Below are 13,954 nucleotides of genomic sequence, written 5' to 3'. Positions count from 1 at the left end.
GCGGCAAAGGTGTCGTTGGTAAGTTGCGGACCGTCGTTCGTGCCGTTGATGTCGATCGTCAATGTGGCACTGGCAGTGCCGCCGTGACCGTCGCTGACGCTGTAGGTGAATGTGTCCTGGACGACCTGCCCGTCCTTCAGCGCCTGGACATTGGCGGCACCGTTGTTCAGCGTGTAGGTGTAGCTGCCGTCGGCGGCAATCGTCACACTGCCGTACGTGCCGGCCATTGCATCAGTTGTGGTTACCGTCAGGGTGTCGCCGTCGGGGTCGATGTCGTTCGTGAGTACGTTGCCGCTGGCAGTCAGGGTCACATCTTCTTTTACTGCGTTGACGTCGTTAGCGGCAAAGGTGTCGTTGGTAAGTTGCGGACCGTCGTTCGTGCCGTTGATGTCGATCGTCAATNCACACTGCCGTACGTGCCGGCCATTGCATCGGTTGTGGTTACCGTCAGGGTGTCGCCGTCGGGGTCGATGTCGTTCGTGAGTACGTTGCCGCTGGCAGTCAGGGTCACATCTTCTTTTACTGCGTTGACGTCGTTGGCGGCAAAGGTGTCGTTGGTAAGTTGCGGACCGTCGTTCGTGCCGTAGATCTTGATCTCGATGTCATGGGTCGTGCCGTCTACACTCTGCACCGTGAAGTGCTCAACTTTAACATCGTCAGCGCCCAGGTACTGCACCGCGGAATTGGCAACGCTGTAGGTCCAGTGACCGGCACTATCAATTGTGATGTTCCCTAGAGCACCTTCACTTGCAACAGGTGCAACAACGGTGTCGATCGCCGACTGGTGCTGGTCGATATCAGTCACCACCAGCGTCCCGGACGTCGTCAAAGTCACCGTTTCAGGCGTCGGGCTGTCTTCCGTCACGGAGCCGTGGTCGGCACCGCTGAACGTGGCGCCATCATTCGTCCCGAGGATCGTTATAACGACGTCATGGCTGGTGCCATCAATGCTTTGTACCGTAAACGTCTCAACCTTGGGCTCTCCAGCACCAAGATACTGGACAGCATTATTGTTAACACTGTAAGTCCAGTGCCCGGCGCTATCAATTGTGATGCTCCCAAGAGCACCTTCACTTGCAACAGGTGCAACAGCCGTGTTGATGCTGTATTGATTGCCGAAGGAGTCGGTAACAGTTAGTGTGCCCGTCGTAGAGAGAGTCGGATTCGAGGCATCTTCCGTGACAGAGCCGTGATCCGAACCAACGCCAGGTCCTGTAGGAAGAACTGGTGAAGTCGTGGCTACGGTAACAGGCCCTTCGATCGCGCCTGTCGTCCCGAAGGTGACCCCTGTGGTGGTCACGCCGCCGGTCGGGAGGACTTCCTCGCCGGTGGGGGTGACGATGAAGACCGGGTGGGTACCGCCGGCATCGGCGGGGCCGCCGGCTGCCGGGGCTTCCAGTTCGATGGGCTGGTCACCGGTGAGCAGTGCCTGCTGGATCTGTTCGACCTCGGCGGCGGTGTCGGTGGTGTCGCCCGACATCACGGTGCCGTACACGTCCTGGTCGATGGACACGTTCATCATCCGGCCCAGGTCGAGCTGGTTCCCCTGCGCGCCGTCAAATACGATGGAGGCGCTGCCGTCGCTTTCGGTGACGATGCGGTCGTCGGCGAAGATCGGGCTGTTCGGCATGAGCAGGCGAACCGCACCATCCGGGGATATCGCTTTCACCGTTCCGTACAGAATGACAACCTTACCGACCACCTGGTGCCCTGCTGCGTGATTGTTCTGTGCCATGACCATTCTCCATGTATTTGATAGTGACGTGAAAGGGATCTGCTAAATTTGGTTATGGTAAAGATATCTCTGAGGGGAAACCATGTCTATTGTACCTTGGTACTAGACTGACATAGCGATCAAGATTACAGAGATCTCACTTTACTACTGCCATAGCTGCTGAGAGCAAAACCGGAGACAATATAGTACCTGTGTCTTCGCGGATGCCAAGTGTGAGACACAAAAAAGCCCTCTGCTAGTTGAGAGGGCTTTTTTGTGAGGGGACTGGCTCCGCCAGGTGCCTGTCCCCCTTGGTGTTTGAGAAGAGGGCTGAGCTGAAAGAAGCGTTCCGCTAGAGGGACAGGCACCTGACGGAGCCTGTCCCTCTAGCGCTAATTCAGAACGGCCGGTCCAGGCGGTTGGGCTCCTTGACCAGCTTGGTGAAGTTGGAGCTCTTCTGGATCTCCTCCAGGTAGAAGAGCTTCAACAGGTTGTGGGTCGGGTGGTCGGGGTTTCTCTGCATCTCCTCGCGCATGCTCTGGAACGAGGCGATCAGCTGGGTGTCCGTGGGGGCCTCCGCGGCGGCGGTGCCGGCAAAGAGCTTGTCGATGGCGGTGATGTAGGCAAGGCTCGCGGTGGCGGTCTCGGGACGCTGCGCGCTCACCCACTTCTTGATGGCCGGCGACTGCTTGATGCGGCTTGCCAGCGGCAGGTAGTAGTCGAGGTACAGGTTGTAGCGCCCGTCCTTCTTGAGCGTGGCGGAGGTCTGGCGCACCTCGCGCAGGGAGAGCGGGAACAGTTCGGCGGAGAGGAGCCGGTGCGTGAACCACAGGTTGTAGGCGCCGTTGTCGGTGCTGAACTCGCTCACCTTGCGGTAGGCGTAGGAAACCTTGTCGCTCGCCTCGAAGGCGCCGAAGTAGGCGGAATCAGGTATCACGTCGTTGAATCCCCTCCCCTGCTGCGCGGTGAGGAAGTTCAGGTAGGAGTTGAGCGCCATCTGCATCGAGGTGGCGTAGCTCTGGATGTTCTGCGAGTCCTGGGTGGTGTTCAGCTTGACCAGGTAGTAGTCGCCGGTCCACAGGGCGAGCTCCATGATGGCCCGCCAGAGCCGGTGCGCCGACTTGAGATACAGCTCCCGGCTCTGGTAGCCGGCGCGCTCCCAGCCCCCGGCGGAATACGGCGCGATGTCGTTGAAGATCGCCATCGACTTCAGCAGGGCGCTCCTCCCCTCCTGGTCGGGCAAGGTGGCGAAGAACTTGTAGGCGGCCGCGTTCTCGTTGTCAGCCAGGCGCGGGATGGCGAAACTGGTCATGTCCAAGTAGTCCACGGCCGCCATGACCACGCCGCTCGACCTGGGGCCGGCCGCCCACTTGAAACAGAGGTCGTTGTAGGTGCGGGCCCGCTCGTAGGTCTTTTGCACCGCCTCGGTCATCCCCTCGGCGTCGAGCTTGGCGCTTGCCACCTGCTGCAGGCGCTTGGACTCGATGGCGGCGACGGTGAAGTTCAGCCGGTAGCGGTCCGAGTCGGGCGCGTTCAGCCCGTCCACGATGCGCTGCACCAGGGTCTTCGTGTACTTCCCGTCGCTGTCCTTCTCGCCCAGGTTGCGGTCGTTCATCATGACGAACAGGGGCCCCAGCGCGTTCAGCCCGTCCAGCTTCCGGGCGATGATGGCCCGGTTCACCACGAGGCTGATCAGGTTGCGGTAATAGAAGGGGGTGTTGGTGGGGACGCTGCCGCTGGTGGCGCCGGTGGCGATCTCGTTCTTCTCGATGTAGAGGATCGACCCGTTCCAGATGCCGTAGACCTGGGTGACGAAGTCGTCGGCGTCATCGCGCTCCAGGGCCTGCAGCGCCTTCACCATGCCGGACCAGTAGGCGATCTCGGGCATGGACGCCTTCCCCTTCAGACTCTCCATGGTCTTGGCCGCGGCGGCGAGGGCCTCCGGCGCGTCGCTTTGCAGGTAGTCCACGGTCTGGGCGATGGCCAGGCGCAGGTAGTCCCGGTCGCGGAACAGCTGCGGCGGCTCCCCCTTCTGCCCGGACATGAGCTTGCCGTTCCAGGTGGCGATGTAGGAGGCGAGGGGCTCGCCGATCTCCTGGTCGCGCTTCTCGCGCCACTCCTTGATCTCGTTCTTGTCCCAGTAGGTGAGCTCGTAGGCGACGTCGAGGTAGGGGCCCCACTCCTTGACCTGGGGAGCGGCGGCCGGTGGCGCCGCGGCCGCCGTCCTGTGCTCCTTCTTGGCCGGCGCGGCGCGCCCCCCCTTCTTCTTCTGGGCGCCCCACGAGGGGGCGGCGGCCATCAGGAGGCAGAGCACGCAGCAGAAGATGAATGCGATGATCCGTTTGGCGTCAGTTCTTCTTAAGGCAGTCATAGGCATAATCCAACTCCTCGCATCGCTGGGATGGCTCTCGTCCCCGGGAAGGGAAGATGATGAGGTTGAAGGACGACACTCGTTTGGTCCCCTTGAACTGGAACTCACCTTTGTCACTGGTGCAGCTTGAGCGCCCACCTACCACGCTCAAAACCGCCTTGATCGCTTCTTCCTGCTGCAGCGCGCTGTCGCAGATCTTGAGGCTCATCAGCGACACCCCGCGCGCCAGCGCCACTTCGGCACCGCCCGCCCCGCTCCCCGCCGGGCTCTTGCTGCGCTGCCGGGCGGAAAGGGGGGGCGCCCCCTTGGGCTCCTCGATGGTCACCTCCGGCGCGCTCCTGACCGCCGCCACCCGCGGCGCCGGTGCGCTCCCCCCCACCTCGACGGCTCGGGTCGGCCGCTGCGGCAGGGCGACCGGTTCGGCGGCCGCGGGAACCGGGCAGTCGCCCCCACCCCGAACCCGGTAGATGTAGGTGCTCTTGGGCGACGGCCGCGCCCCCACCTCGGCGCTCCCCGCCTCCTTCCTGAGCTTCGTCGCGGGGACCCGCGCGGACGCCGCGCCGTGCTGTTCGTCGTAGGCTTCGGTTCCCTTGCGCTCCCGGGCCACTGCCGGGTACATGGCCACCTCGGAGCCGCTCTGGTAGCCGTAGGAACGGGCCACCGCGGGACGCGACAGTTCGGCGGGGTACTCCACCTTGTGCCGAAGCGGCGCGCTCCTCCCCGGCCCGGTCCGGCCGGCGTGCTCCCGCGGCGCCGGCTCGGGGGGACGGTACTGCGGCGGCTTCACGTCCAACGCGTAGACGGTGCGCGGCTTTTGCTGCGCCGCGACCGGCTTCTCCACGACGGCCACCTGCTTGGGGTGCGCCGGGGGCGCCTTCAGCTCCAGCCGGCTCACGTCCATGATGGTCCGTTTCGACACCGGTACCCCGGGCATCTGGAAGCGGCTCACGCACAGCGCCACCAGGATGAGCGCCGTGACCACCGCCAGGCGCAGCCACCGGGGGACCGGGGGGCGCAGCTCGTGCTCGGCGCAGACCAGGATGTGCCTCAGCCTGGTGCCCCCGTGGCCGCAGGCGTTCTGGATGCGCAGGGTCATGGCTTGTCACCGGTGCGCGAGGTGTGCACCACGGCAAGGCCGTTGGAGCTCCAGTACTTGCTCACCACCGCCGCGGCGGAAAGAAGGTCGCTGCTGTAGGACTCCGGCAGCGGCACCACGACCGGGCGCGGCTGCTCCCGGTTCCCCTGCAGTTGCTTCAGGGCCGAGCAGAGCTCGTCATAGGAGAGCGCGTCGGTGCGCGCCGCCTCCCTGCCGCGCAGGATGTGCGCCAGCCGGTACGGTTTGGCGCCGTGCTTCTCCACCAGGAGCTGGTGATAGTCGGGGTTGGACTGCATCGCCACCAGCTCGGGGCTCTTGGCCACCACCGGCGCGGGGAGCTGCATTTCCGCCACCTGGCTGCTGGAGGTGTCCATGCGTGCCATCTGGGTGAACACCAGCAGCAGCAAAAAGGCGACGTCGGTAAAGGAGATGAGCCACTGGTTCCGCGAAGTTCCCACCGAGCGCATGGTTCCCCTCCTAGATCTTCACCTGCAGGCCGCGGTTGATGGAGCGCTTGGCGATCACGTCCAGGACGACGCAGATCGCCTGCAAGAGCACGTAGTACATGAGCGCGAAGTAGGTGGACCACAGCTTCGCCCCGATGGCGCCGTTGTTGATGGCGCTCCCCGGGTCGCCGGTGTAGAGGAAGATCACGATCATCCCCGCCACCGTCCCCCACAGGCCGATGGGAGGCAAGAGGTTGGCGCACATGTAGATCCGGTTCACGAAGGTGCCGTTGAAGTTGTTCTGCGCCACCTCGCGGGTCGCGTCGTAGAGGAACTCCTTGGGGGCCGCCGCACCGGTGGTGTTGTCGCTTTGGCTGGTGGCCCAGAGCATCTTGGCCACGCTCTCGGCCAGGGTGTCCGCGGGGGAGGCGTGCTTGTCCTTGATGCTGTCCAGGTGCTTGTGGTCCAGCGCCTTGGCGTGCAGGAAGGCGCGCGCCGCCAGGATCATGGCGATGATGAAGATGCTGGTGGTCAGGGTGAGCGAGATTCTCAGCGACCAGATGTTGAAGCTGTTGGGGTTGATGGTGATCAGGCCCAGAATGTCCATGGCGGCGGCTCCTTGGCGGTTATTTCTTGGCGATGCGCGCCAGATCGGTGTCCAGTTGGCGGATGGCCTCGTCCAGGGTGGTGGTCTTGCCCTGGATCTGCACGGACATCTTCTGGTAGGGAGCGTAGAGCCGCTTCATGTCGGTGAGCACGCTGCCGGCATCGTCTCTGTAGTTGAGCACGATCAGAAGGCGCGTCTTCACCAGGGCGATCTCGGCGGAGAGCTGGGTCATCTCGATGTTGGAGCCGTCCACGGCCTGGACCACCAGGTAGTCGGCGTGGCGCCGAAGATAGTCGTCGAGGGGGGCCTGCAGCTGCGCCGCGGTCTTGGTCTCGCCGCTGGCGATGAAGTGCTCGGCGAAGTTGAGCATGACCAGGAGGTCCTTCTTCACCGTCTGCAGCCTGAGCTCGAGCCCCAGGTCGCTGGCCTGCTCGGTGGACGCTTCCTGCGGCGGGGGGGCGGGGGCCTGCGCCTCGGCGGCTATGACCGCCGGCGCGGCCAGAAGAGACACCAATCCCGTCACTACGACAGCCAGTTTCCATCGCAATGCAATACCGTGTTCCATGTCAGACTCCTCCTTACGGATGAGCTACTTAGAGCATGTATCGTGAGCCGCTGCCGGGTGCGCGCCTGCGCGCCTGAATCAGGGGCCTATGTGGTGACTGCTTCTCGGCTTGATGTTGATCCTCAACCCGGTGTCGGTTTTGAAGCTGCGGTAGGGGATTATTTCCTCCCGGCCGGCGTCGAGGGTGATCTGGAGGTGGTCGGGGAACTCTCTGAAGCGAACGTCGGTGAGGTCGAACTTCTCCACGGCCGCCTTGGGGAGGCCGATGCCGTTCACCGCGCCGTAAAGGTCGATGACCAGGCTGAAGGGCTCCACCATGGTGATCAGGCTGAATTCGTTCACCTTGCCGCTCGTGTACAGGCTGAGGCCGTCCTTGTCGATGGTGATGCCGGTCAGGGCGATGCTGCCATCGGGCACGGGAGTGGGGGTGGTCGCCTTGAGCACGAAGGGCGCTTCATCGGGTGCGGGGGCTTCGGGCTCCTGCTTTCTGAGCGCGGCGGCGACGGATGCTGCTTCGGCAGCGGCAGCCTGTTCGGGTGCGGCCGGCGCGGCGGAGGGGACGGGGAGCGCGCTCGGCGCTGCGGTGGCGGGGGTAGCGGGGATAGGCTGTTGTGCCTGTTTCATTCGTTGTGCCGCCGGCAGCTCGGGCGGCGTCGGCGCGGTCGCGACCCGGGGGGGCGGCGCGGCTCCCCCGGCAAGAGGACCGGGGGGGGGCACCAGTTGCGCCGCCGGGATGCCCCCCGGCGCCGGTACCGCCGCTGCTCCTTGCTGCGGCGGCTCTCCCGGGTAGGCGGCCGGGATGGCCGGCTGCCGTTTGGCCGGGGGAAGCGGAGGGGGCGCGGCCCCCTCCTTCACGTCGGCTGCTGCTGCCTGGGGGAAGTAGCGTGACTCCTCTTCCCCCTTTCTCTGTGCTGCGGGCAGGAGCGCCGATCCGGATGCGGTCACAGCCGGATCGGCGGCCTGCGGGAAAAAGCGTGCTTCGGGTTCGCCCTGGCGCTGTGCAGGGGCAACGTCGGCGTTGGCGACGTTACCTTGCGCTGGCACCAGGGCTACCGGCTTTTTTCCAGTGGCACCTTTCTTTGCTGCCGGGGCGGGCTTCGCCGCGGCCTTGGGTGCTGCGGCCGGCTGGGGTGCCGATCCCTGTTGCGCACCGTTCTTCTCGCACACGAGGTTGGTCTCGATGCGGCGGTTCTTGGCGCGACCGACGGCGGTCTTGTTGGTGGCCACCGGGCGGGACTTGCCGTACCCCTTGGCGGTCAACCGCTTGGGATCGATGTTGAAGTTCTTGACGATGTAGTCGCGCACCGACTGGGCGCGGCGCTCGGAGAGCCTCTGGTTGTACGCTACGCTGGCGGTGCCGTCGGTGTGCCCGGAGATCTCGCCGTGCGCCTCGGGGAACTCCTTCAGGAAGTCGCCCACCGTCTTCAGTTCGGCGTGGTACTGGGGCTTCACGTTCCACTTGTCGGTGTCGAAGTTGATCATCAGCACCGCGGGCTGGTTGCAGAAGCGCTTCTCCGCTGCCACCGGCTGGGCCACCATGACCGAGGCGTTGGCGGAAGCGGTGCCCCCTTTGCCCTTGCAGGTGACGGTGTAGATGGTATCCGCCGCCGGGGTCACGGTGGTGGAACCTTTCACGGCCACGTTGCCGACGTCGGGACGCATCTCGCAGTTGTCGGCGCCCTTGCTCTGCCAGGTCAGGACCGACTTCTCGCCCTTCCTGATGCTGTCGGGTGCGGCGGTGAGCGAGACCTCGGGTGCGGCCACCGGCACCGGGGCCGGCGCCGGAGGCGGCACGGTCAGGTTCAGGGTGGGCTGCACCGTGGGCACCGGCCGCGCCACCGGCTCGGGTGGCGGCGGCGGGGCCGGCAGCTTCGCCACCGGCGGGGTCACGCCGAAGGGGATGTAGATCCCCGTGGTGTACTCGATGGCGTAGCGGTCGAACTTGTTGTCGATGAAGATGCCTCTCACGTCGCCGCGCCAGGCCATGTCCTCGGTCACGAAGTACTTGAAGCCGGCGCCGAGGTCGAAGGCGCCCTTGGTATCGGACTTAAGCTGGGTCGCCGCGTAGCCCGCCGCGATGTTGGGTACGAACTTCTGGTCGGGCATGAAGTTCCACAACAGGTCCGCGCCGTAGCGCAGGAAGTCGGTGTTCTGGTCGACCAGCGTGCCGCGGGTCTTGGCGTAGTCCAAAAGCGCCTCCGCCTCCAAGTTGCGGGTGAAGTTGTAGCCGGCGCGCAGGCCGAAAACCGGCGCGGTTTCCAGGTGTTGCTCCCCGTCAAAGGAAACCCCACCGACGATCGGGGACACCGAGAATGTCCCCACCCTGTTGCTTGCCGGGCTCCCTCCGGGCGGCGCGTCGGCTGCGGCCGACGGACCGGGACGGGAGGCGAGAAGCAACGCCATTGCCATCATCATCAATGCATGTCGTTTCAATTTCTTCTTCTCCGTTTGGGTTGTATTAGATTGCATTAAAATACCGCATTAATCTCTGAGGCTTGCCAAATGCTACTATTAAGCTACTATTAAATCCGGCTGTGTCAAATGCCATTTGATTTCTTTATGTTCGACTCGCGGAGCACATATATTAGTCACAAAAAATAATATTTGCAAATTTATTATTCGGACATAATATGAGTATCGACATTAGCAACTACTCGGTATATAATGCATCAAGCTTGTATACATTGAGTAATTTTAATTTGTTCTTATTCATATGAGACCACAGGAAGGGATGCTATGCTACCAAACAGGAAATTAGTGACAGTATTGGCATTGGGGATGTTGGCTTCCGGAACCGCGGCCGCCCAGGCGGAGACGCTCCAGGACGCGGTGCAGTACATGCTGCGCTCCAACCCGGAAGTGAGGGCGAACTACTACAACAAGGTGGCGCGGGAGAAGGAAGTGCGCCAGGCCAAGGCCGGCTACCTCCCCACCATGGACGTCTCGCTGGCCGCCGGGGTCACCCGCCAGCACGAGCCGACCTTCGGGACCGTCTACCCCAACACGGCCATCGTCAGCGTGCGCCAGAACGTGTTCCGCTTCTTCGGCACCCAAAGCGAAGTGGAGCGCCAGGAGGCCCGGGCCCGGGCCCAGCAGTACCAGTTGGGGAGTACCGCCGAGAACAGCGCCCTCTTGGCCTCCAAGGTGTACTTAAATGTCCTCAGAAGCGAAAAGCTCCTGGCGCTGGCCCAGGAGAACCTGACCAACCACCTGCGCATCCACGACCAGGTGAAGCTTAGAAGCGAGTCCGGCGTCGACCGCCGCGCCGACTTCGAACAGGTCAAGGGGCGCGTGGCGCTCGCGGAGAGCAACCTCGCCGCGGCCCAGGCCAACCTCTCCGACAGCCTGGCCGACTACCAGGCCGTGATCGGCTACCTCCCGGGTGAGCTGACCGAGCCCCAGTCGATCGTGGCGTTGCTCCCCAGGACCAAGGACGAGGCGGAGGAACTCGCCGTCGCCGGCAACCAGGCGCTCAAGTCAGCCCGCGAAGGGGTGCAGGAGAGGACGGCGCAGCACGAGGCGGCCAAGAGCCTGCTCTACCCGAGCCTCGACGTCGCCCTCGACTACCGCTGGCTCAAGGACTACAACGACCTCCCCGGCCAGCGCGAGGAGTTCCTGGGCACCGCCACCCTCACCTTCAACATCCTGAACGGCGGCTGGAACAAGGCGCGCATCGGCCAGACCCAGAGCGAGGTCTACGAGGCGCAGGAAATCATGGAAAACACGAAACGGCAGACGGTGCAGTCGATCCGGCTCTCCTGGGAGGCCAACCGTAGCGCCCAGGAGCGCATCAAGTACCTCGACGACTACGTCAAGGCCGCCGCCCAGACCGCCGACGCCTTCGCCGCCCAGTGGTCCATCGGCAGAAGGACCATGTTCGACCTCCTCGACACCCAGGCCGAACTGATCAACGCCAAGGCGAGCCTGGTGAACGCGGTGTACGACCAGCGCTACGCCGAGTTCCGGGTCCTGAACGGCATGTCGCGCCTGCTCCCCACCCTGGGGCTGCAGCCGCCCGACAGCGCCGGCCGCGTCACCACCGCCGCCGGAACACCGTAGACTATCCCGAGAGCGCACTGTATGATAGAGCCCCGGATCGCCGCTAGCCTTAGGGACGGTCCGGGCTTTTTTTTAGAGAAAGGGCATCTGCGCCGGGATCAACGTGGGCATCTACCTGAAACGACTGACATCGCTCTCCCTGACCGCCTTCCTGGCGGCGCTTCTCGTCGCCGGCACCGTGCTCCCCGCCGGCAACTTCAGCGTGGACCGCTCCGTGCTGCAGACGGCCGAGAGGAAATACGGCAGGGAAGCCTTGCGCCGCCTGACCGCCTGGGAAGAGCTGATCGCGCGGGACAGAAGCCGCACCGACCGGGACAAGCTCGACAGGGCGAACCGATTCTTCAACGAGCGGCTGCGCTTCGACAGCGACTGGGACGTCTGGGGGGTCGAGGACTACTGGGCCACGCCCATCGAGTTCCTGGCCAAGGGGGCGGGGGACTGCGAGGACTTCGCCATCGCCAAGTACTTCACCCTGAAGGCGATGGGAGTGGAGGACGACAAGCTCCGCATCACCTACGTCAAGGCGCTGCGCTACAACATCCACCACATGGTGCTCACCTACTACAGCACCCCCGAGGCCGAGCCGCTCGTGCTCGACAACCTGGTCGATTCCATTGATCACGCCTCCCGGCGCAACGACCTGATGCCCATCCTGAGCTTCAACGGTTCCGGGCTGTGGCTCGCCAAGCAAAGGGGTATGGGCAAGGCCGCCGGCAAGTCCAGCCGGTTGAGGCTGTGGCAGGACCTTCTGCAAAAGATGTCCGAGAACAAACTGTAACGGACCAAGGGTACCCCTATGACACTGTATCGACAGCTCATCATCTTCACCGTCGTGCTCTTCCTGCTCCTGTTCACCGGCACCTGGTACGCGAAGCTCGCCAACACCCGCACCTTCCTCACCAACCAGCTCGAGTCCCACGTGCAGGACACCGCCACCTCGCTCGCCCTTTCCATCTCCCCCCACGTGGCCCAGAAGGACCTGACCGTGGTGGAGGGGATGATCAACGCCCTCTTCGACCGGGGCTACTACCAGAAGATCACCTTCGCCGATCCGCGCGGCAAGGTGCTCATCGAGCGCACCCTCCCGGTCCGGGTCGAGGACGTGCCGCAGTGGTTCGTGGCGCTGGTGCCGCTGAAGACGCCGGAGGCGGTCTCGGACGTCATGGCCGGGTGGAACCAGGGGGGGAGCATCCTGGTCAAGAGCCATCCAGGCTACGCCTACGCGACGCTCTGGAGCGAGGTGATCAGCATGACGGTCTGGTTCGCCGCCTGCGCCGCCTTCCTGCTGCTTGCGGCCGCGGTGGGACTGAGGATCCTTCTGAAGCCGCTGGCCGCGGTGGAGCGCCAGGCCGACGCCTTGTGCCGCAAGGAGTACCAGCTCCAGGAGTCGCTGCCGCGCACCCGCGAATTCAAGAGCGTGGTCGAGGCGATGAACCGGATGACGGTCAAGGTGAAGGAGATGTTCGAGGAGCAGGCGGCCACCGCCCAGGGGCTGCAGGAGCGGGCCTATCAGGATCCGGTCACCCTGCTGGGCAACCGGCGCCTGTTCGAGAGCCAGGTGAACGCCGACCTCGCCCGGCAGGAGCCAAACGGCTGCGGCGTGCTCCTCCTGCTGCGCATCCACGGCCTGGAGGCCCTGAACCAGAAGAAGGGGCTGCAGGCGGGGGACGACCTGGTCAAGCGGGTGGCCACCCTGTTGCAGAACGCCGTGAAACCCTACGCCGACACCGCGCTCTCCCGCTTGACCGGCGGCGACTTCGGCATCTTCATTCCCGACATCTCCCCCTCCGAAGGGGGGATCATCGCCACCGAGATCGCGGCGCAGCTGGGGCGGGTGGCCATGGAGAAGATCGCGCTCAGCGACGACATCGGCCACTTGGGCCTTGCCACCTACCAGGGGAGCACCACCCTGCCGAGGCTTCTGGCCGAGGCGGACCTGGCGCTCTCCGCGGCGCTGCAAAAGGGGGCCAACAGCTTCGAAGCGAGGGCGGTGACCGGGGAAACCGAGACGCTGCCCCAGGGGCAGCAGCACTGGAAGGACGCCCTGGTACGGGCGCTCGAGGAGCGGCGCATCAGGCTCGACGCGCAGGGGGTGATCGAGAACGGGCCGGGGCGCAAGCTGGTCCAACTCGAGCTCTTCGCCCGCGTCATGCAGGAAAACGGCGAGGCGCTGGACGCCGCCCTGTTCATGCCGGTCGCCGAGCGGCTCAAGCTGGTCTCCGCCATCGACCGGATGGTGATCGAGGAGGCGCTGAAGGTCGACTACCGCCGCCTGGGTGTGGAGCGGGTCGCCATCAACCTCTCCCCGACCTCGCTGGAGGACGACCTCTTCCGCACCTGGCTCTACGCCTTTTTAAAGGCGCTGCCGGGCGGCGCGCCCCGGGTCAACTTCGAGTTCTCGGAGTTCGCCGCGGTGCAGCACCTGAACAACATCCGGGAGTTCGGCGCCGCGGTCCGGGACTGCGGCCACGGCATCGGGCTCGACCACTACGGCCGCAGCTTCTCGAAGCTTGGCTACCTGCAGTCGCTGCACCCGGAGTACGTGAAGATCGACCGGGCCTACACCGGGGAGCTCTCCGGCGGGGAGAACGACAGCAGGTTCTACGTCGCCTCGCTCTGCAGCGTGGCGCACAGCATCGACATCAAGGTGGTGGCCGAAGGGGTGGAAAGCGAGGCGCAGGCGGCCATCCTGAAGGAGCTCAACCTGGACGCCATGCAGGGGTACTTCTTCGGCAGGCCGCAGCCGCTCTCCTCCTACCCCGCCGTCAGATGATGTCGTGCACCAGCAGGTCGGTGGAAGCGATCTTCTCGCGCAGGCTCTGGCGCGCCTTGATCCTCTGCTGGGCCTGTTCGGGAAGCTCGGTGAAGTTGATCAGGTTCTTCCGGACCAAAAGGTCGACCAGGTCCTCGATGACGCGCACGGTGGCCGCATCGGAGAAGGCCAGTGCCTCCCCCCAGGCCCCGGCCTCGTTCAGGAAGGCGACCACCTCTTCGTCCATCGCGGATTTCTGCTCGGTGGCCGACGCGGCGGGGGTTTTGTGCAGGGCGACGATCTTGCCCTCGCCGTCTCTTTCTACATAAAACATGGAGTATCCT

Annotated in this window: 12 protein-coding genes; 3 read left to right on the top strand and 9 right to left on the bottom strand. The window is 64.5% G+C overall.

The window, feature by feature from the left end:
* The 8 genes from H7687_RS21505 to H7687_RS21470 form a co-directional block, all read right to left on the bottom strand.
* Positions 1-401: cadherin-like domain-containing protein (locus tag H7687_RS21505; protein ID WP_183351290.1), on the bottom strand; the 401-nt coding region annotated here is incomplete at its 3' end.
* Positions 398-1,735, bottom strand: coding sequence for a retention module-containing protein (locus H7687_RS21500; protein WP_183351288.1), 1,338 nt, complete (start codon positions 1,733-1,735; stop codon positions 398-400). The genes H7687_RS21500 and H7687_RS21505, both read right to left, overlap by 4 nt.
* 376 nt (positions 1,736-2,111) lie before the next feature.
* The gene (locus tag H7687_RS21495; protein ID WP_183351286.1) at positions 2,112-4,091 is read right to left on the bottom strand and encodes a hypothetical protein; all 1,980 of its coding nucleotides are present in this window, start codon (positions 4,089-4,091) and stop codon (positions 2,112-2,114) included.
* A complete protein-coding gene (locus H7687_RS21490; protein ID WP_183351284.1) occupies positions 4,063-5,181 on the bottom strand; it encodes a hypothetical protein in 1,119 nt (372 codons plus the stop codon). Before H7687_RS21490 ends, H7687_RS21495 begins: the two co-directional genes overlap by 29 nt.
* Positions 5,178-5,648 (bottom strand): hypothetical protein, encoded by a 471-nt coding sequence (locus H7687_RS21485; protein ID WP_183351282.1) that lies wholly within the window; start codon positions 5,646-5,648, stop codon positions 5,178-5,180. Before H7687_RS21485 ends, H7687_RS21490 begins: the two co-directional genes overlap by 4 nt.
* A gap of 10 nt (positions 5,649-5,658) precedes the next feature.
* Entirely contained in the window at positions 5,659-6,234 is a 576-nt protein-coding gene (locus H7687_RS21480) for a hypothetical protein (protein WP_183351280.1), read from the bottom strand.
* Positions 6,235-6,253: 19 nt separating this feature from the next.
* A complete protein-coding gene (locus H7687_RS21475; RefSeq protein WP_183351278.1) occupies positions 6,254-6,799 on the bottom strand; it encodes a hypothetical protein in 546 nt (181 codons plus the stop codon).
* Positions 6,800-6,877: 78 nt separating this feature from the next.
* Positions 6,878-9,232 carry an OmpA family protein gene (locus tag H7687_RS21470; RefSeq protein ID WP_183351276.1) on the bottom strand — a complete coding sequence of 785 codons (2,355 nt, stop codon included), beginning with the start codon at positions 9,230-9,232 and terminating at the stop codon, positions 6,878-6,880.
* Positions 9,233-9,556: 324 nt separating this feature from the next.
* Here H7687_RS21470 and H7687_RS21465 point away from each other — a divergent pair, with 324 nt between their 5' ends.
* The 3 genes from H7687_RS21465 (at position 9,557) to H7687_RS21455 (ending at position 13,631) form a co-directional block, all read left to right on the top strand.
* Positions 9,557-10,858 carry a TolC family outer membrane protein gene (locus H7687_RS21465; RefSeq protein WP_183351274.1) on the top strand — a complete coding sequence of 434 codons (1,302 nt, stop codon included), beginning with the start codon at positions 9,557-9,559 and terminating at the stop codon, positions 10,856-10,858.
* Positions 10,859-10,961: 103 nt separating this feature from the next.
* Positions 10,962-11,636 carry a transglutaminase-like cysteine peptidase gene (locus tag H7687_RS21460; protein ID WP_183351272.1) on the top strand — a complete coding sequence of 225 codons (675 nt, stop codon included), beginning with the start codon at positions 10,962-10,964 and terminating at the stop codon, positions 11,634-11,636.
* An 18-nt stretch (positions 11,637-11,654) separates the two neighbouring features.
* Positions 11,655-13,631, top strand: a complete 1,977-nt coding sequence (locus H7687_RS21455) for a bifunctional diguanylate cyclase/phosphodiesterase (protein ID WP_183351270.1) — start codon at positions 11,655-11,657, stop codon at positions 13,629-13,631.
* Here the strand turns inward: H7687_RS21455 and H7687_RS21450 are convergent.
* Positions 13,624-13,944: a tryptophan synthase subunit beta like protein gene (locus tag H7687_RS21450; protein ID WP_183351268.1), complete on the bottom strand. Its 321-nt coding sequence runs from the start codon at positions 13,942-13,944 to the stop codon at positions 13,624-13,626. The genes H7687_RS21455 and H7687_RS21450 overlap by 8 nt on opposite strands.
* Between the last annotated feature and the right edge of the window lie 10 nt (positions 13,945-13,954).

Origin of the sequence: Geomonas paludis, assembly GCF_014193585.1 — a bacterium.
GTDB lineage: Bacteria > Desulfobacterota > Desulfuromonadia > Geobacterales > Geobacteraceae > Geomonas > Geomonas paludis.
Note: the sequence above shows the minus strand (reverse complement) of the source record. Positions and strands in the feature narration are given on the sequence as shown.